This is a genomic window from Streptomyces sp. NPDC058620 (genome assembly GCF_042717135.1).
In the GTDB taxonomy this organism is placed as follows: Bacteria; Actinomycetota; Actinomycetes; order Streptomycetales; family Streptomycetaceae; genus Streptomyces.
The window spans coordinates 104,136-121,819 of record NZ_JBHXQO010000008.1 but is presented as its reverse complement, the minus strand read 5'-3'; the positions used below and the strand labels follow the sequence as shown (position 1 = coordinate 121,819).

Annotated in this window: 15 protein-coding genes and 1 pseudogene; 12 read left to right on the top strand and 4 right to left on the bottom strand. The window is 71.5% G+C overall.

The window, feature by feature from the left end; genetic code table 11:
* Positions 1-44: 44 nt before the first annotated feature.
* Positions 45-1,319, bottom strand: a complete 1,275-nt coding sequence (glyA, locus tag ACFWSK_RS11435) for a serine hydroxymethyltransferase (RefSeq protein ID WP_383783652.1) — start codon at positions 1,317-1,319, stop codon at positions 45-47.
* 304 nt (positions 1,320-1,623) lie between these two features.
* Here glyA and ACFWSK_RS11430 point away from each other — a divergent pair, with 304 nt between their 5' ends.
* The 11 genes and pseudogenes from ACFWSK_RS11430 (at position 1,624) to ACFWSK_RS11380 (ending at position 13,527) form a co-directional block, all read left to right on the top strand.
* A complete protein-coding gene (locus ACFWSK_RS11430; RefSeq protein WP_383783651.1) occupies positions 1,624-3,270 on the top strand; it encodes a hypothetical protein in 1,647 nt (548 codons plus the stop codon).
* Between the two features lie 106 nt (positions 3,271-3,376).
* On the top strand, positions 3,377-4,414 hold the full coding sequence (locus ACFWSK_RS11425) for a Ku protein (protein ID WP_383783650.1): 1,038 nt from the start codon (positions 3,377-3,379) through the stop codon (positions 4,412-4,414).
* 132 nt (positions 4,415-4,546) lie between these two features.
* Positions 4,547-5,443: a non-homologous end-joining DNA ligase gene (ligD, locus tag ACFWSK_RS11420; RefSeq protein ID WP_383783649.1), complete on the top strand. Its 897-nt coding sequence runs from the start codon at positions 4,547-4,549 to the stop codon at positions 5,441-5,443.
* A gap of 171 nt (positions 5,444-5,614) precedes the next feature.
* On the top strand, positions 5,615-7,735 hold the full coding sequence (locus tag ACFWSK_RS11415; protein WP_383783648.1) for a HEAT repeat domain-containing protein: 2,121 nt from the start codon (positions 5,615-5,617) through the stop codon (positions 7,733-7,735).
* Positions 7,732-8,055, top strand: coding sequence for a zinc-ribbon domain-containing protein (locus tag ACFWSK_RS11410; protein WP_383783647.1), 324 nt, complete (start codon positions 7,732-7,734; stop codon positions 8,053-8,055). The genes ACFWSK_RS11415 and ACFWSK_RS11410 overlap by 4 nt, the downstream gene beginning before the upstream one ends.
* Before the next feature lie 43 nt (positions 8,056-8,098).
* Positions 8,099-8,380, top strand: a pseudogene (locus ACFWSK_RS11405) (ATP-binding protein); the annotation flags it as partial.
* A 134-nt stretch (positions 8,381-8,514) separates the two neighbouring features.
* Positions 8,515-8,955 (top strand): SH3 domain-containing protein, encoded by a 441-nt coding sequence (locus ACFWSK_RS11400; protein WP_383783646.1) that lies wholly within the window; start codon positions 8,515-8,517, stop codon positions 8,953-8,955.
* A 100-nt stretch (positions 8,956-9,055) separates the two neighbouring features.
* On the top strand, positions 9,056-10,435 hold the full coding sequence (locus ACFWSK_RS11395; protein WP_383783645.1) for an FtsW/RodA/SpoVE family cell cycle protein: 1,380 nt from the start codon (positions 9,056-9,058) through the stop codon (positions 10,433-10,435).
* The gene (locus tag ACFWSK_RS11390; protein WP_383783644.1) at positions 10,432-11,889 is read left to right on the top strand and encodes a peptidoglycan D,D-transpeptidase FtsI family protein; all 1,458 of its coding nucleotides are present in this window, start codon (positions 10,432-10,434) and stop codon (positions 11,887-11,889) included. The genes ACFWSK_RS11395 and ACFWSK_RS11390 overlap by 4 nt, the downstream gene beginning before the upstream one ends.
* Before the next feature lie 40 nt (positions 11,890-11,929).
* On the top strand, positions 11,930-13,078 hold the full coding sequence (locus ACFWSK_RS11385; protein ID WP_383783643.1) for an amidase family protein: 1,149 nt from the start codon (positions 11,930-11,932) through the stop codon (positions 13,076-13,078).
* Positions 13,021-13,527, top strand: coding sequence for a DUF3291 domain-containing protein (locus ACFWSK_RS11380; protein ID WP_383783642.1), 507 nt, complete (start codon positions 13,021-13,023; stop codon positions 13,525-13,527). The genes ACFWSK_RS11385 and ACFWSK_RS11380 overlap by 58 nt, the downstream gene beginning before the upstream one ends.
* Here ACFWSK_RS11380 and ACFWSK_RS11375 read toward each other — a convergent pair whose 3' ends face one another.
* The 3 genes from ACFWSK_RS11375 to ACFWSK_RS11365 are packed head-to-tail and all read right to left on the bottom strand — an operon-like array spanning position 13,528 to position 16,508.
* Positions 13,528-14,379, bottom strand: coding sequence for a hypothetical protein (locus ACFWSK_RS11375; protein WP_383783641.1), 852 nt, complete (start codon positions 14,377-14,379; stop codon positions 13,528-13,530). It lies immediately after the preceding gene.
* A 55-nt stretch (positions 14,380-14,434) separates the two neighbouring features.
* The gene (locus ACFWSK_RS11370; protein ID WP_383783640.1) at positions 14,435-15,349 is read right to left on the bottom strand and encodes an ADP-ribosylglycohydrolase family protein; all 915 of its coding nucleotides are present in this window, start codon (positions 15,347-15,349) and stop codon (positions 14,435-14,437) included.
* A gap of 52 nt (positions 15,350-15,401) precedes the next feature.
* Entirely contained in the window at positions 15,402-16,508 is a 1,107-nt protein-coding gene (locus tag ACFWSK_RS11365; RefSeq protein ID WP_383783639.1) for a ferritin-like domain-containing protein, read from the bottom strand.
* 183 nt (positions 16,509-16,691) lie between these two features.
* Here ACFWSK_RS11365 and ACFWSK_RS11360 point away from each other — a divergent pair, with 183 nt between their 5' ends.
* Positions 16,692-17,627: a diiron oxygenase gene (locus tag ACFWSK_RS11360; RefSeq protein ID WP_383783638.1), complete on the top strand. Its 936-nt coding sequence runs from the start codon at positions 16,692-16,694 to the stop codon at positions 17,625-17,627.
* Positions 17,628-17,684 lie beyond the last annotated feature (57 nt).

The following is a 17,684-nucleotide window of genomic DNA, read 5'->3' as shown; positions in this document are numbered from 1 at the left end:
GCGAGCCCGGGGCGCACGCACTCCCCGGGCCGCCGTCCGGCGTGTCACGCCACCGGCAGCCCCGGCGCCGGGTAGGCGTCCATCAGGGTCTTCACCTCGGCGCGGACCTTCGTGATCGTGGCCTCGTCACCCGTGCGGGCCGCGTCGACCACGAGGTCGATCCAGTGCGCGACGGCACCCATCTCGGAGGCGGGGATGCCACGCGACGTCAGGGCCGGTGTGCCGATGCGGATGCCGGACGGGTCGAAGGGCTTGCGGGTGTCGTACGGGACCGTGTTGTAGTTCACCACGATGCCCGCACGGTCCAGGGCCTTCGCCGCGATCTTGCCGGACACGCCCTTCCCGGTCAGGTCGATCAGCAGGAGGTGGTTGTCCGTGCCGCCCGAGACGAGGTCGAAGCCGCGGGCCGCCAACTCCTCGCCCAGCGCTTTGGCGTTGGCGACCACCTGGTGGGCATAGCCGCTGAAGCCGGCGCCCGCCGCTTCCTTCAGGGCGACCGCGATGGCCGCCGTGGTCTGGTTGTGGGGGCCGCCCTGAAGCCCCGGGAAGACCGCCCGGTCGATGGCGCGTGCGTGCTCCGCCCGGGACAGCAGCATCGCGCCCCGAGGGCCGCGCAGGGTCTTGTGGGTGGTGGTGGACACCACGTCCGCGTACGGGGCGGGCGAGGGGTGCGCGCCACCGGCGATGAGGCCGGCGATGTGGGCGACGTCGGCGACCAGGACGGCTCCTGCCTCCCGCGCGATCTCGGCGAAGCCGGCGAAGTCGATCGTCCGGGGGACGGCGGTGCCGCCGCAGAAGATCACCTTGGGGCGCTCGGCGAGGGCGAGGTCGCGTACCTCGTCGAGGTCGACCCGGCCCGAGTCGCGACGTACGCCGTACTGCACTCCGCGGAACCAGGAGCCGGTGGCGGACACCCCCCAGCCGTGGGTCAGGTGGCCGCCCATCGGGAGGGACATGCCGAGCACCGTGTCGCCGGGCTTCAGGAACGCCAGGTAGACGGCGAGGTTGGCCGGTGAGCCGGAGTACGGCTGGACGTTGGCGTGGTCCATACGGAAGAGCGCTTTGGCCCGTTCGACGGCGAGCGTCTCCACCTGGTCGATGTTCTGCTGGCCCTCGTAGTAGCGCTTGCCCGCGTAGCCCTCGGAGTACTTGTTCTGGAGCACCGTGCCGGACGCCTCCAGCACCGCGGCCGAGACGTAGTTCTCGCTGGGGATCAGACGAAGGGTGTCCGCCTGGAGTCGCTCCTCGGCGCCCACCAGGGCGGCGATCTCCGGATCTGCGGAAGCCAGGGCGGAGTGGCGGATGAGGGGTGCTGTCATGTGGGGTTCTCCCGGGTCGGTCGCATTGCTGCGGCATGGACCCGGATGCCCAGGCGGACGGCTCTCCGGCGGTGACGCTCCCGGGCAGGCCCGGGGTGTGCCGCTCCCTCGTGGTCGATTCCACACAGCGCCCCTGCCGGGGCACGCGCCAGTCGCGGCCCTGCGCACTCTACCGGCCGGAGGAATCGGGGGCGCGGATTTGCCCCGGTCGCGCCGGACATCGTGTGCCCATCCCGAGCATGGACTGTGAGGAATACGGGCAGCTTCGTGGAGACTTGAGCGGGTTCGACGGTTGGGGGACCGTATGACGGCGGGGGATCATCAGCACGTCGGGCCGGAGCCGGGGCCCTGGCAGGCGCCCGGCGGGCCACCGCCGCCGGCCGGTCCTCCCGCGGCCGGGCCGCCGCCTCCGGGTGCGGCGCTGCGATCCGTGGCCGTCGCGTTGCTCAACCTCACGGGCCTCGGGCTCGGTTACGCCCTGATGGGGCGCTGGGCACGGGCGGCCCTGTGCTGGGCGGCGACCGGCGGGCTGCTGCTGGCCGCGCTCCCGGCCGAAGCCGACGGGGTGCCGACGGGGATCATCGTCAGTTTCCTCTTCGTGCTCGCTCTCGCTGCCGCCGACGGGGCGTGGACCGCCCGGCGTTCGGCCGTGGGCGGCTCGTGGCGGCCGCTGGTGGCGGCCGGGCTGGGCGTCGTGCTGCTGGGGGTTCCGGTGGGCGGGGTCGCCGTCTACGGCTCCGAGCAGGACGAGGCCGTCGAGCAGATGCTGCTCGACCGGCTGGAGAAGGGGGACCGGGCCGTCGCCGCGGCGGACGGGCAGCCGTTCGCGTGGGGCCGGGCGAAGTACCGGTCAGCGCTCGCCGTCTACCGCGAGCTCGGTGAGGACCATGCCGCGTCACGGGCCGGGAAGCTGGTGCCGTCGCGGCTGAAGGCGTACTACGAGGCGGTCTCGGCCCCGTACCGGGCGAAGGAACACTGCCAGGCGGTCGAGCCGCTGGCCCATCTGCGGACCGTGCCGGACTCGGTCGACGCGAAGCTGCTGGGCTCCCTGGCCGGGTGGCCCGACGATCCGCTCGCCGAGTCTCTGTACGGGTGCGGGGTGTCCAAGCTCGGCGACGGGAGCGACGCGAACGACGCCTCCGACGGCGGCGAGCTGGGCGAACTGCTGCGTACGCTGCCCGGTTCCGCACCGGCCAGGAAGGTCGGACCTGCCGTCACCGGGAAGATGGACGAGCAGATCAAGGCGGTGCGCGGGGGCGAACCCTGCGCGGCCACCGAGGTGCTGCGGCGTATCGGTGCCACCGTGGCCGCGATGCCCGACACGACCGTGTCCGCACTGAGCGCGAAGGCCGACGACGGCGTCAGGGACGGGGTCTACGCCTGCGGTGTGGACGAGTTCAAGGACAAGAAGTTCGCCGAGGCGCGGGAGACGCTGACCGGTTTCGCGAAGACGTACGAGAAGGACGGGCGCAGACAGCACGCCCGGGACATCGCCATCGCGGCGGAGATAGCCGAGGACCGGCCGTCGGCGGGCAGGAAGCTGCCGCCCCGGAAGACGCCGGGTGGGTCCCGGATGGAGCTCGTCATCAGCAACGACGCTCCGAACGGGGTCGAGATCCTCTACACCGGCCCGGTCTCCGGCTCCGTCGAGCTGAAGGGGTGCGGCAGTTGCGAGCGCTACAGCCCGTCGAGCGGGCCGGATCTCGCCTGCCGGGCGAGCGGCAAGAAGTACCCGAAGGCGACGCTCCGGCTCCCCGCGGGTGACTACCACTTCCTGTACAAGCACGGCACGGGCGCGTCGGCGGACGTCGACAGCTACTCGTCGGGGTCACGTGTCCAGCCCGGATACACGTATACGAGCTGCACGTACGTCACGACCGAGCGCGACCCGTACCCAGGACTCGACCTGCCCTCCCTGCCGGACCCGGTCGGCCCGGCGTCGGCCGGCTGACCGGACGACCGCGCGCCCGCGACCCGGGCACCCCCCTCCCGGTGGTCGCCGAGTGTCGCGGCGCCCGCACCCGGCTTAGCCTGAGGGTCCAGCGAAGGAGGACTGCATGAGAGCCACCTGGAAGGGGGCCATTTCGTTTGGGCTGGTCACGATCCCGGTCCAGCTTTTTACGGCCACGGAGGAACATGACATCCCGCTGCGCCAGGTGCACGAGAAGGACGGCTCCAGGGTGCGGATGCGGCGCGTATGCGAAGCCGAGGACGCCGAGATCTCCTACCAGGAGATCACCAAGGGCTACGAAGCCCCGGACGGCAGCATGATCATGCTCTCCGACGAGGATCTCGCGGAGCTGCCCCTTCCCAGCAAGAAGCTCATCGACGTGCTGGCCTTCGTCGACGCCGGGACCATCGATCCACTGATGTTCTCCAGGGCCTACTACGTCGGCACGTCCGACCGGGCAGCGGAAAAGCCCTACGCCCTGCTCAAAGAGGCCCTGACCGAATCCGGGCAGATCGCCGTCACGAAGATCGCCATCCGGTCGAGGGAGTCACTCGCCGTTCTGCGCGTGCATGAGGACACCCTCGTCCTCCAGACCTGCCTCTGGCCCGACGAGGTCCGCCCCGCCGCCGGCGTCGCACCGGAGGGAGACGTGACGATCCGGCCCCAGGAACTGCAGATGGCCAGGTCCCTCATGGACATGCTCTCCCAGGACTTCGACCTGTCCACGCTCCACGACGAGTACCAGGAAGCGCTCCAGCAGGTGATCGAGGCCAGGCTTCAGGGTGTCGAGCCGCCGCACGAAGCAGAGGCCGCTCCCACCGGCGGCAAGGTCATCGACCTCATGGCCGCCCTGGAGAACAGCGTCCGCGCGGCCAAGGAGTCGCGCGGGGAGCAGGCCGGTGAGGACACGGAGGCCGAGGTCAGGTCGCTGCCTGCCCGCAAGGCCGCGAAGAAGGCTCCGGCGAAGAAGGCCGCGTCGAAGAAGACAGCGGCCAGGAAGACGACGGGCTCCGCGGCCAAGAAGGCCGCCGCGTCACCGAAGGAATCCGGCGGCAGGAAGACCACCGCCGCCACGAAGCGCGCGGGCAGGGGCACCGCGAAGAAGACGGCGGCCAAGAAGACCGCCAAGCGGGCCTCCGCCTGAACCGGTCCCACCCTCGCACCACACCTGTGGCATACCGGCGTGACCACCTGATCGGCTCAGTGCTCCCTTCCCCGTCTCGCCCGGATCAGCACGAAAGAGAACTTTGGCCGGATTTCGTGTGATTCTTTCCGTATGACGCCGATCACGGAGGTGGAGGGGCGGCGGCTGGCGCTCAGCAATCTCGACAAGGTGCTGTATCCGGCCACCGGGACCACCAAGGGCGAGGTGCTGCACTACTACGCGGCCACCGCCGCGGCGGTGTTGCTCGCGCACCTGGACGACCGGCCCGTGTCCTTCCTGCGCTATCCGGACGGGCCCGACGGGCAGCGCTTCTTCACCAAGAATCCGCCGCCAGGGACGCCCGACTGGGTGCGGACAGCCGAGGTCCAGCGCCACGAGGGGCAGAGTTCGCGCCAAGTCGTCGTACAGGACCTGGCCTCGCTCGTGTGGGCGGCCAATCTGGTGGTGGAATTCCACACTCCGCAGTGGCGGGCCGAGGCTCCCCGGATCGCGGACCGGCTGGTCTTCGACCTGGACCCCGGGGCGCCTGCGAGCATCGTGGAGTGCTGCACGGTGGGGCTCTGGCTGCGGGAACGGCTCGCGGCGGACGGGCTGACCGCCTACGGCAAGACGTCCGGGTCGAAGGGGCTGCACCTCCTCGTCCCCCTGGAGCCGACCCCCGCCGAGCAGGTGTCGGCGTACGCCAAAGGGCTGGCCCTGGAGGCGCAGAACACCCTGCCCGAGCTGGTCGTGCACCGCATGACCCGGGCGCTGCGCCCGGGCAAGGTCTTCGTCGACTTCAGCCAGAACGCCGCCGCCAAGACGACCGCCACCCCCTACACCCTGCGCGCCCGGGCCGAGCCGACCGTGTCCGCACCCGTCACCTGGGACGAGATCGAGGGCTGCGGAGCGCCCGGCGAGCTGGTTTTCCTGGCGGGCGACATGGCCGCGCGACTGGATCGGTACGGGGATCTGCTCGGACCGCTGTTCGACGCGGATCTGGCCCGGCCGTTGCCGGACGCAACCTGAGCCTTGTCCCCGGGTCTCTGAAACGCCCTGATTACGTCCCTGTGACTCTGCCAGGAAAGGCCACAAGTGGAGGGTGGATTGACGGGGGCGTGGTGCACACTCTGCCCAGGCGCTGCTTGAAACCGCGGCGTCTGCCGTCGGGTGCAGGGGCGTTCGCGGGGAGGGGATGGCGTGTTCGCGGGGATCGACGAGGTCGAGTGGGCTTCGATGGAGCATGCCTACGGGCCGGCCGACGACGTGCCGGAGCTGCTGCGCGGTCTGGCGTCCGCCGACCCGGCCGAGCGTGAGAGCGCCCTCGACGGCATGTACGGGGCCGTCCATCACCAGGGTGACGTGTACGGGTGCACGCTCGCGTGCATCCCCTTCCTCTTCGAGCTGGTGGTGGACCCCGGCATCCAGGACCGTGGCTGCATCGTCGAGCTGCTGACCAGCATCGGCGGCATCGATCTGGACGAGGACGACGAGGCCGAGATCGACGAGGAGGAGATCGAGGGAGCCGCGAACTACGCGATGGCGGCAGCGGCCGTCACCGCGGGGGCCGGGGTCTTCTTCGAGCTGATCGCCGACGAGGACCCGGGCGTGCGGCTCGCCGCGCCGCTGGCACTCGCCACCCTGCACAGTCACCCCGTACGGGTGCTCGCCCTGCTGCGGGAGCGGCTGCCGGTGGAGCCCGACGACGAGGTGCGGATGGCCCTGGTCGAGGCGGCGGGACGGGTCGCCCTGCGCCATCGCCCGCTCGCTGGCCGGGCCGCGGAGTGGCTGAGCCGGCTGGCCTCGCCGGAGTACGGGCCGGGGCTGCGGCTCGCGGCGCTCGCCCAGCTCGCACGCTCCTCCCCCGACTCGCTGCCCCGCGACGTCGTCGCGGTCGTCGCGGGGCTGATGCGGGAGCTGCGGTCCGTACCGCCGGTGCCGGAGCCCGCCGTGGACACCGGACCGCTTCCGGGCGGTGACCCGGCACCGCACACCGGCATCCCGACGCTGGTGGGGCAGCTGCGGGCCCTGTCCGCCGAGGAGTCCGCGGGGCGCAGCGCGCCCTGGTCGGCCGACCTGTTGCGGACGCTGCACGTCGGCCTCGACGACCGGGTCGCCGAGCGGACGGCGCTGCTGACCGAGCAGCTGCGCAGCCCGGACCAGTGGCAGCGCGTCGATGCCGTGCGGATGAGCAGTGGGCTGATCAGGGCCTGGCGCGGCTCGTACGAGGAACTGGTCGCCCTGATCGGCGACCAGCTCGCCGACCCCGAACCACGGCTGGCGGAAGCCGCCTCCCACGTACTGGAAGAGCTGTTCGGCCTGGCGGCCCCCGCCGGGAACGCGCTGGCCGGGCGGATGGCGGCGGACCCGGGGGCCTGGGTGAAGCAGTGGGCGAGCGGGCCGCCGGGGCTCGGCTCCACCGTGAAGGCGCTGGCCCGGCTGGGCGACGCCCGTGTGGTGCCCGCGCTGGCGGCGGCCCTGGAGCGGCCGGAGGTCCCGCACGACGTGGGCTTCGCCATCGGGCACCTCGGTGCGGCGGCGGCGCCGCTCGCCGGGGCGCTGCGGCGCAGGCTCGGTGAGGTCCGTCTCGACGAGAGCGCGTACGACCGGGCGAGTCCGCTGCTCGGCGGGCTGACCTCGCTCCGGGCGGGCGAGGCGGCACCGGAGGTGCTGCGGATGCTGCGGGGTGCGCCGGAGTACCGCGGCGAGTGGCTGCGTACGGCGGCGCTGCGGGCGCTCGGCTCGTTCGGGCCCGCGGCGCGGTGCGCGGTCCCGGACCTGCGGGCGCTGCTCCGCCGCCCGGGGACCGCGACGGCGACGGAGGCGGCGGAAGCTCTGTGGGCGGTCGACGGGGACGCCGACACCGTGCTGCCGGTCCTGACCGAGGGGCTGTGGGCGGAGCAGGTGCACGACCGGCGGGCGGCGGCGAGCGCGCTGGGCAGGCTCGGCGAACGGGCGGCGCCGGCCGCGCCGAAGCTGCGCGCACTGCTGCGGCACGAGGAGCTGTGGCTGCGGGTGGACGCGGCGATCGCCCTCTGGGAGGTGACGGGACGGGCCGGTGACGTGGTGCCCGTACTCCTTGCGGCGTGGGAGAAGAACCGTCACGTCAGAGTCCGGGTCGCGGAATGCCTGGCGCGGATGGGGGCTGCTGGTGCAGGGTCGGAAGCAGCACATGTACTGCGCGCCGAGCTCGCTTCCGTACGCCGTCACAACGCGATGGACGGCGGGTACGGCAGCCACGACACATACGAGGACGAACAGCTGCTGGCGCTGTGCCGGCGGACGTTGCAGGGGAACACGGGGAAGGGAACCACACCGTGATCATTTTCGGTACGCGAGGGTATCTGTACCAGCTGGCCATCCTGACGATGGTGTGCGGCTGGTGCGGCAATCCGTCCGCGCACACGCTGCGCAAGAAGGTCACGAAGTTCACGCTGTTCTTCGTGCCGCTGTTCCCGTTCTCCACCAAGTTCGCGACGCAGTGCACGTTCTGCGGCGGGGAGCGGCAGATCCCGAAGGAGCAGGCCGAACAGTTCCTCGCCCAGCACGCCGCGGACCAGGACGGCAATCCGTTCGGCCAGTCGCAGCAGCAGCCGGGGTACGCGCCTCCCGGCTCGGGCCAGAACCCGTACCAGCGCTGATCCGGCGCCGCCAGGCCACCCCGTACCGCCACGAACCGGTCACGGGCCGGCGGTGACCGTACGCGACCACGGTCCCGGCTTCCCGGAGTACCTGGTGACGGGCGGGCCGCAGCGCTTCCGGACGGAGGGCGGCGGCAAGGGACACGGCCTCGGGCCGACCATCGCCGTCGGGCAGTCGGAGGTCATCGGCGCCTCGCTGGTCCTCCGCAACCCTCCGGAGGGCGGCGCGGAGGCACGGCTCACCCTCCCGGAGTACGTGGCGCTCGACGACGGACCGGAGGCCGGGGACGGTCGGGGCCGCCCCGGAGCCCCCGGCATCCCGTAGAGGGACAAAGCGGGACCTGGTAACGGATAGCAGCGAATTGCGGACCAAAGGTAGCGAACCTAGTGTGAGGCAGGCGAGACGCGGGCCGCCCCCCACAGCCCGCTCGCCCCCGTTTCTTCCTTCCTGGAGGCAGCATGTCCACTCAGTCCCGTCCGGGATTCCGCCGCCTGGCTCTCTGTGTCGCCACCGGCGCCCTCGCGGCCCTCTCGGCCGCCACCCCGGCCCTCGCCGCCGGCCCGGCCGCGCCGCCGCCGGCCCTGCGCGCGGAGGCCCCCGCCCCGGCCGCCGACCGCGACTCCCCCGAGGAGGCCGAGGCCGCCGCCGCGGCTGCCGATCAAGGCGACTACCGCGGGCGCGTGACCGCCACGACCGGGCTGCTGCTGCGCGACCGCCCCACCCGGAGCAGCCGGATCGTCGGCAAGGTCCCGTACGGCGCAGTGGTGAACATCTTCTGCAAGACCACCGGCGACAACGTCGACGGCAACAACCGCTGGTACCTCCTCACCGACGGCACCTGGGCCTGGGGCTCGGCCCGTTACATCGCGAACATCGGCACGGCCCCCCGCTGGTGCTGACCGCCCGGCACACCTGAGCGCGCCTGTGCCGATCCGCCCCCGGGACAGGCGCGTCAGGACATAAGGGAAATAAGCCCCACCTCTTGCTACGTTGCGTGGCATGACCGCAACGAGGGCGGACGCTCCCCCGCCCGAGCTACGCCTGCCCAAGCGGCGCGGGGTGGAGCTCTGCCTCCTCATCGGGGCCGTCCTCATCTCCGTCTACGGATACGCCGACGTCGGACTCGCCAGGAACGGCGCCGTGCCCTCCGATGTCGCCGGCTACGGTGCCGGGCTGGGCCTGCTGGCCCTCCTCGCCCATCTCGCCGTCCGCTTCCGCGCCCCGTACGCCGATCCGCTGCTGCTCCCGATCGCCGTCCTGCTCAACGGCCTCGGTCTGGTGCTGATCTACCGGCTCGACCTGGAGACCCCCAAGGACCAGGCCGCACCCACGCAGCTGATCTGGTCCACGCTCGGCGTCGCGCTCTTCATCACCGTCGTCGTCCTCCTACGCGACCACCGGGTGCTCCAGCGGTACGCGTACCTCTCGGTCGCCGCGGCCCTGGTACTGATGATCGTGCCGATCTTCTTCCCCGCGGTGAACGGCGCCAAGATCTGGATCAGGGTCGGCGGGTTCTCCTTCCAGCCCGGCGAGTTCGCCAAGATCCTCCTCGCGGTCTTCTTCGCCGCGTATCTCGCCGCCAACCGCAACGCCCTCGCCTACACCGGGCGCAAGCTGTGGAAGCTCCAGCTCCCCACCGGCCGGGTACTGGGGCCGATCGTGGCGATCTGGCTGCTCAGCGTCGGCGTCCTGGTCCTCGAACGCGACCTGGGCACCTCGCTCCTCTTCTTCGGGCTCTTCGTGATCATGCTGTACGTGGCGACCGGCCGGACCGGCTGGATCGCCGTCGGCATGGTGCTCGCCGCCGTCGGCGCCTTCGTCGTCGGCTCGTTCGAACCGCACGTGCACAGCCGGGTGGAGGACTGGCTCGACCCGTTCGCCTCCATCGACGCGGGACAGGGACCGAGCCAGCTCGCCCAGTCGCTGTTCGCGTTCGCCGCGGGCGGCATGCTCGGGGCCGGCCTCGGCCTCGGCCACTCCATCCTCATCGGCTTCGCGGCCAAGTCCGACTTCATCCTGGCGACCGCGGGCGAGGAGCTCGGCCTGGCCGGGCTGACCGCCGTCTTCCTGCTGTACGCGCTGCTGGTGGCCCGCGGATACCGGGCGGGCCTCGCGCTGCGCGACCCGTTCGGACGACTGCTGTCGATCGGCCTCGCCTCGATCCTCGCCCTCCAGGTCTTCGTGATCGCGGGCGGCGTGATGGGGCTGATCCCGCTGACGGGAATGGCCATGCCGTTCCTGGCGCAGGGCGGTTCGTCCGTAGTCACCAACTGGATCATCGTGGCGCTGCTGATCCGGGTCAGCGACGTGGCCCGCACCCCGCACCCCGATCAGCCGGAGACGGGAGTCATCGCACCGGTCATGGAGGACGAGTCGTGATCCGATACATCCGGCGGGCCGCCGCCTTCTGTCTGCTGCTGCTCGTGGCCCTGCTGGCCAACGCCGCCCGCATCCAGCTCTTCGAGGCCGACGAACTGAACGCCAACTCCGCCAACCGCCGCTCCACGATCGACCGTTACGACCAGCCGCGCGGCAACATCCTGGTCGGGGACGAGTCCGTCACCGGCTCCAAGGACACCGGCGAGCAACTGGCGTACGAGCGCACGTACAAGCACGGCCCGCTCTACGCACCCGTGACGGGGTACGCCTCGCAGACCTACGGCACCACCCTCATCGAGAACGCCGAGGACGACATCCTGTCCGGCACCGCCGCGCTGCTCGCCCCGCTCCCCCTGTGGGGGGACATCACCCGCAGCCGGCAGCCCGGCGGGAACGTCGTCACCACCATCAAGGACTCGATGCAGCGCGCCGCGTACGACGGGCTCGGCGGGCGCCGGGGTGCGGTGGCCGCCCTCGACCCGTCCACCGGGAAGATCCTGGCCCTGGTCTCAACTCCCTCGTACGACCCCGAGCGGCTCTCCGGGACCGGCTCGTCCGTCACCGACGCGTGGGCCCGGCTCACCACGTCCAAGAGCCAGCCGATGCTCAACCGGGCCATCCGCCAGACCTATCCGCCGGGCTCCACCTTCAAGATCGTGACGGCCGCCGCCGCACTGGACTCCGGCGTCGTGGACGACCCGGACGAGCCGACGGACACCCCCTCGCCCTACGTACTGCCCGGCACCTCGACCGTCCTGCCCAACGAGGCGAGCGGCTGCGGCAAGGCTTCGCTGTCCGAGGCGATCCGGGTCTCCTGCAACACCGTGATGGCACACCTGGGGGTAGAGGTGGGTCTCGACGGAATGGTCGAGGCTGCGGGGAAGTTCGGCTTCAACGACACCGGGCTGAAGATCCCCTCGGGGGTGGCGAAGAGCAACTTCGACACGGACATGAGCGACGACCAGCTCGCCCAGTCCTCGATCGGGCAGTTCGACACCACGGCGACCCCGCTCCAGATGGCGATGGTCGCCTCGGCGGTGGCGAACGGCGGCGACCTCAGATACCCGCACCTGGTCGACCGTACGACCACTCATGACGGGGACCCGGTCCAGCAGCAGGGCTCGCGCTCCTACCACCAGGCGATGAACCCCACGACGGCGATGAGGCTGCAGCGGATGATGGTCGACGTGGTGGAGGACGGTACGGGGACGAACGCCGCGATCGACGGGGTGACCGTCGGCGGCAAGACCGGCACCGCGCAGCACGGCATCGACAACTCCGGTACGCCGTACGCGTGGTTCATCTCCTGGGCCCAGGGGAAGGACTCGGGCCGGCCGGCCGTCGCGGTCGCCGTGGTCGTGGAGGACGCCTCCGCGAACCGGGCCGACATCAGCGGCGGCGGCAGCGCGGCACCGATCGCGCGGGCCGTGATGCGGGCGGCGCTCGACGGCTGAACCCCGCCCGTGCCCGCGGGCCTTGCGGAAGACTGGCGGCATGAGCGAGGAACGGACGGGGAGACCCGCGCGGGCGGTGGCGGGCGTGACGGCCGCCCTGGACCGGATCGACCGGCTCGATCCGCAGCTCGGCGCGTTCATCGAGGTGTGGCACGAGGAGGCACTCGCCCGCGCACCCGCCGCCGCCCGGCTCCCGCTGGCCGGGCTGCCGTTCGCGGTGAAGGGGCGGTCCGGCATCCGCTCCTTCGCGTCCCGCCGGCTGATCGCGGCCGGCGCGGTGCCCGTCGGGTCGACGTCGGTGCCCGGCCCCGGCACGGTCTGGCAGACCTGGGGGCAGGGCGCGCACGGCCGTACGGTCAACCCCTGGCGCGCGGACCGCACGCCCGGCGGCTCGTCGGCGGGCTCGGCCGTGGCCGTCGCGGCGGGCCTGGTGGAGCTGGCCACGGGCAGCGACGGGGCGGGCTCCGTCCGCATCCCGGCGGCCTGGTGCGGGGTGTTCGGGCTGAAGACGACGAACGGGCTGCTCCCTTCCCCCGACCGTTCCGGGCTCGCGGCGGCCGGGGTGCTGGCCCGCTCGGCGGCGGTGGCGGAGACGTATCTGCGCCATGTCCTGGACGGGTACGAGCCGTGGGCGGCGCGCCTGCCGGTGCCCGCCCTGTACAGCGAGGACCTCGGGTACGCACGGGTGGACCCGGAGGTGGCGGCGGTGGTCCGGGGCGCGGTGGAGCGCCTGGCCGCCTCCGGTGTCGTACGGCTCGGCTCCGGCGGCTGCGAGCTGCTCGACCCGGCACAGGCGTGGCAGGAGGTACGCGGCGGGGCCCCCTCGCCCACCGCCCACGCCGTGCGCACGGAGAACGACGGCAGGCTGGACGCCTTCTTCGCCCGTACGCCGCTGCTGCTCACCCCGGCCACCCCCAACCGGCCCCACGGCCACGAGGGGCCGGGCGGGATCTATTCGACCGCGTCGACCTGGGCGTTCAACCTGAGCGGGCATCCGGCGGCGAGCGTCCCCGCCGGATTCACCTCGGACGGCTGCCCCGTGGGGCTTCAACTCGTGGCGGCGCGCGGGGCCGATGTCTCGCTGCTCGGAATGGCCCGCGCCGTCGAGGAAGCGCTGCCTACTGTGCCGCCATGGAATCAATGGACGCACATGAGGCGGAGAAACCCGGCTACGAGCTGGCCCAGGTGAACATCTCCCGGCTGAGGTTCCCGCTGGACTCGCCGGAGCTCAAGGACTTCGTTGACGGTCTCGACCCGGTGAACGCGGTGGCGGACGCGGCCGACGGATTCGTGTGGCGCTTGCAGGCCGACTCCGGCAATGCCACGGACGTGGCGGTCTTCGGGGACGCCTGGCTGATCGTGAACATGTCCGTATGGCGGGACACGGACGCGCTGACCACGTTCGTGTACGCGGGCCGGCACCGCGAGCTGATGGCCCGGCGCCGCGAGTGGTTCGCGAAGGTGGAGGAGTCGATGACCGCCCTTTGGTGGGTACCGGCGGGTGACCGCCCCTCGGTGGAGGATGCCGAGAAGCGCCTGCTCCACCTGCGCGAACACGGCCCCACCGAATGGGCGTTCACGCTGCGGACGCGCTTCCCGGCACCGGCCGCCACCGAGGCCGAAGCCGTTACGAGCTGATCAGCCGATCGGCTTGCGGATCTCGGAGCGGACCTTCGCCGTCTCCTCCGCGACCTTGGCCAGGTCGATGGACTTGGCGTCCTTCGCCACGTTCTCGGGCCTGACCACGGCGACCATGGCTGCCGTGTTGGGGTCGCCCCAGGCGCACATGGGGATGTTGTTCGTCATGCCGCCCTCCTTCGACTGCACGACCTGGCACTCGATCGTGATGTCGTAGCCCTCGGGCTTGAACTCCTTGGCGGGCACGACGACCGTCGAGCCCTCCGCCTCCGCGGCCCCCTCCATGATCTTGCCGCGCATGAAGCTGGGGGCGGCGAGCCGCCCGTGCATGCCGGACAGCACGAGGGCGCTGGTGCTCGCGGTGTACTGCGCGACGACGGCCTTCCCGTCCCTGATGCTGGCGTCGGGGGTGTCCTCGATCTTCTTGCCCTCGGTGTCGGACGCGTCCTGGGCCAGGGTGAACTCGTCGTCCAGCACCTTCTTGGGCACCACGAGCTTGTACTCGGCCTCGGGGAAGGCGGCGTCCGCCCCCTCGTCGACGAGCTGGGCGACGCCGAAGGCGATGCCACCGGCCACCACCAGCGACCCGGCCACGATGCCGATGATCAGCCCGGTGCGCTTCTTGCGCGGCGGCGGCTGCGGCGGCCACCCGCCCATGCCGGGCTGCATGCCCGGCTGCGTCCCGGGCTGCCCGGGTATCCCCGGCTGCCCCCACGCACCCTGCTGGCCCTGCGGATGCTGCGGGTAGCCGTAGGGCTGCTGGGGCGGGCCAGGCGGCTGCTGGCCGTACGGGTTCTGCGGAGGCTGAGGAGGCCCGTACGGGCCCTGGGGCGGCTGAGGCGGCATGGTCATGCGCTCACGTTACGTGAGCCGTACGAACGCGATTTCGACAAGGACCGATTCGGTATCAGGTCGAGAGGAAACCGGAACGCCCGATCGGCTCCCTGCGCCGCGTCCAGGCGTCGGGCACCCCGCCGGTCCCGGTGGCCGCGGCCACGACCCCGCCGGTGATGGCACACGTCGTGTCGACGTCACCGAAACCCTCCGCCGTCGCCCACAGCGCCGCCTCCAGATCGTCCCGGTGGCGTACGGCGGTCCACAGGGCGAAGGGGACGGTGTCGTCGGCGCGGATGCGCTGCCCGTTGCCGAGCAGATCCGCGGCCTTCCGCGGCTCGGTGGCGAGCGGCAGCTCCGCGGCGCGGCGCAGCCCGTCGCGGACGAGCCCCGCGGGCGTGCGGTCCGCGACTGCGGCGAGGGTGAGTTCACCGCGCACCGAGAGCGCGGCGGCGACCGCGACGGCCACCGCGCCCGCGATCCCCTCCGGGTGGGCGTGGGTGACCTCCGCGGAGAGCACGGCCTGTTCGGCCGCGTGGCCGAGGTCGTCATGGAAGCGGGCACCGAGCGGCGCGACCCGCATGGCGGCGCCGTTGCCGAGGCTGCCGCCCTCGAACAGCCCGGGCGCCAGGGTCCGCCAGTCGGCCGGCGAGGTCAGCAACTGGGGCAGCAGCATGTGCATGCCGTGGCCGTAACCGCGTGCCTGGTCGGCGTCGAAGGCGAGGGCGAAGAACAGGGCGAGCCGGTCCTGGTCGACGTGACCGCACTCGTCGAGGACGCGGTCGAGCGCCAGGGCGAGGGCGGTGTCGTCGGTCCAGGGCCACACGGGCTCGCTCGGCGTCCGGCGGTCGCGGACCTCCTCGAACGCTTGCCGGGGCTCACGGAAGAGCGGGAACCAGCGCTCGCCGAAGGCGTCGCCGAGCGCGAGCCCTTCTAGGCTGCGGCGGGCTGCGGCCGCCGCCGGGCCGGCTGCGGAGGGAGGCGTCATGGGACGCATCCTCCCGCCCGGCAGCCGGTGGCGTCCATCGATTACGGACCGGTCAGTCCGCCCGCCCCCGCGTGATCGCGTCCGCGACCTCCGCCACCCGTGCCCGCTCCTCGGCCTCGAAGCGGTCGCGGTCCAGTTGTTCGGCGATCTCCTCGTCCTGGGCCATCAGCAGATCCAGGCTGGAGTCGCCGAGTTCGAGTACGCCCATGTCGACGTACGCCTTCTGGAGCCGTTCGCCCCACAGGCCGATGTCCTTGACGCACGGGACGATGCGGCTGAAGAGGAGCTTGCGGAAGAGCTGGAGGTACTCCGAGTGCTCGGAGAGCTCCTTGGCCTCCTGCTTGCCGATGCCGAAGTTCTCCAGCACCTCGACGCCGCTGAGCCGGTCGCGCATCAGGTAGCAGCCCTCGATGACGAACTCCTCGCGCTCCCGCAGTTCGGCGTCGCTCAGCTGCTTGTAGTAGTCGCGCAGCGCCATCCGCCCGAAGGCCACGTGCCGGGCCTCGTCCTGCATGACGTACGCGAGGATCTGCTTGGGCAGCGGCTTGGTCGTCGTGTCGCGGATCATGCCGAAGGCGGCCAGGGCCAGCCCCTCGATGAGGACCTGCATGCCGAGGTAGGGCATGTCCCAGCGGGAGTCGCGCAGGGTGTCGCCCAGCAGCCCCTGGAGGTTGTCGTTGATCGGGTAGAGCATCCCGACCTTCTCGTGCAGGAACCGCCCGTATATCTCCGCGTGCCGGGCCTCGTCCATGGTCTGGGTCGCGGAGTAGAACTTGGCGTCCAGGTCGGGCACCGATTCCACGATGCGCGCCGCACAGACCATCGCGCCCTGTTCACCGTGCAGGAACTGGCTGAACTGCCAGGAGGTGTAGTGCTTGCGCAGCTCACCGCGGTCGCGCTCGGTCATCTTCGCCCAGTGCGGGGTGCCGTAGAGCGTGAGGGCCTCGTCGGGGGTGCCCAGCGGGTCCGCGGGGTCGACCTCCAGGCTCCAGTCGATGCGCTTGTTGCCGTCCCACTGCTTGTCCTTGCCCTTCTGGTAGAGGGCGAGCAGCCGCTCGCGGCCGTCGTCGTAGTCCCAGCTGAAACGGGCGGCCCCGGAGGCCGGCACCTGCCAGGCCGGCTCGTCGGGCGCAGTGGTGTAGAGGTCATGTGTCGACACGGACGGCTCCTTCGCCTTGCACGGGTCGCATCGCCAAGTTCTGTGGTCCCCAGGCTCATTGGCAGGTTCACACGGTGGTAGACGTCGGGTCAACAAGTCGTGCACAAGGGATTGACGGGCTTGCTGACAGGAAGTCTCATAAGAGGTGACCGCCGGTAACCCATGTGTGAGGTGCCCTCAGCCATGTCGACAGCGACCGAACGCGATGTGCAGTTGCTCCGTGACGCACTCGGGCCCCTGCGGGACCGCGAGCAGATCGCCGAGCGCCTTCTCGAATCCTCGGCCAGACACTCCTTCGACCCGGACACCGAGCTCGACTGGGCCTCGGCGGTCGAGGAGGGCCAGTGGTTCTGGCCGCCGGAGCTGACCTCCCTCTACGACACCCCGCTCTGGCGGAAGATGTCCGAGGAACAGCGGATGGACCTGGCCCGGCACGAGGCCGCCGCGCTCGCCTCGCTCGGCATCTGGTTCGAGATCATCCTCATTCAGCTGCTCGTCCGGCACATCTACGACAAGCCGGTGACCAGCAACCACGTCCGCTACGCCCTCACCGAGATCGCGGACGAGTGCCGGCACTCGCTGATGTTCGGCCGCATGATCACCTGGAGCGGCGCCCCCAACTACCCCGTACCGCGCGTCTATCACAACCTGGCGCGGATCCTGAAGACCGTCTCCACCACTCCCGGCTCCTTCGCCGCGACCCTCCTCGGCGAGGAGATCCTCGACTGGATGCAGCGGCTGACCTTCCCGGACGAGCGCGTACAGACGCTGGTGCGCGGAGTGACCCGCATCCATGTGGTGGAGGAGGCGCGGCACGTCCGGTACGCCCGCGAGGAGCTGCGCCGGCAGATGGTCACCGCACCGCGCTGGGAGCGGGAGCTCACCCGGGTCAGCTGCGGCGAGGCGGCCCGCGTCTTCTCCGTGTGCTTCGTCAACCCGCAGGTGTACGAGCGCGTCGGCCTGGACCGCCGCGAGGCCGTCGCCCAGGTGAAGGCGAGCGGACACCGGGCCGAGGTGATGCAGTCGGGCGCCAAGCGGCTGACGGACTTCTTCGACGACATAGGTGTACTGAACGGAGTGGGACGCAGGCTGTGGAAGAGCTCGGGGCTGCTGGCCTGAGACCGGCCCGCGCGGGCGGGAACGTCGTGGCCGCAGCGACACCCCATAGGCTTCCCG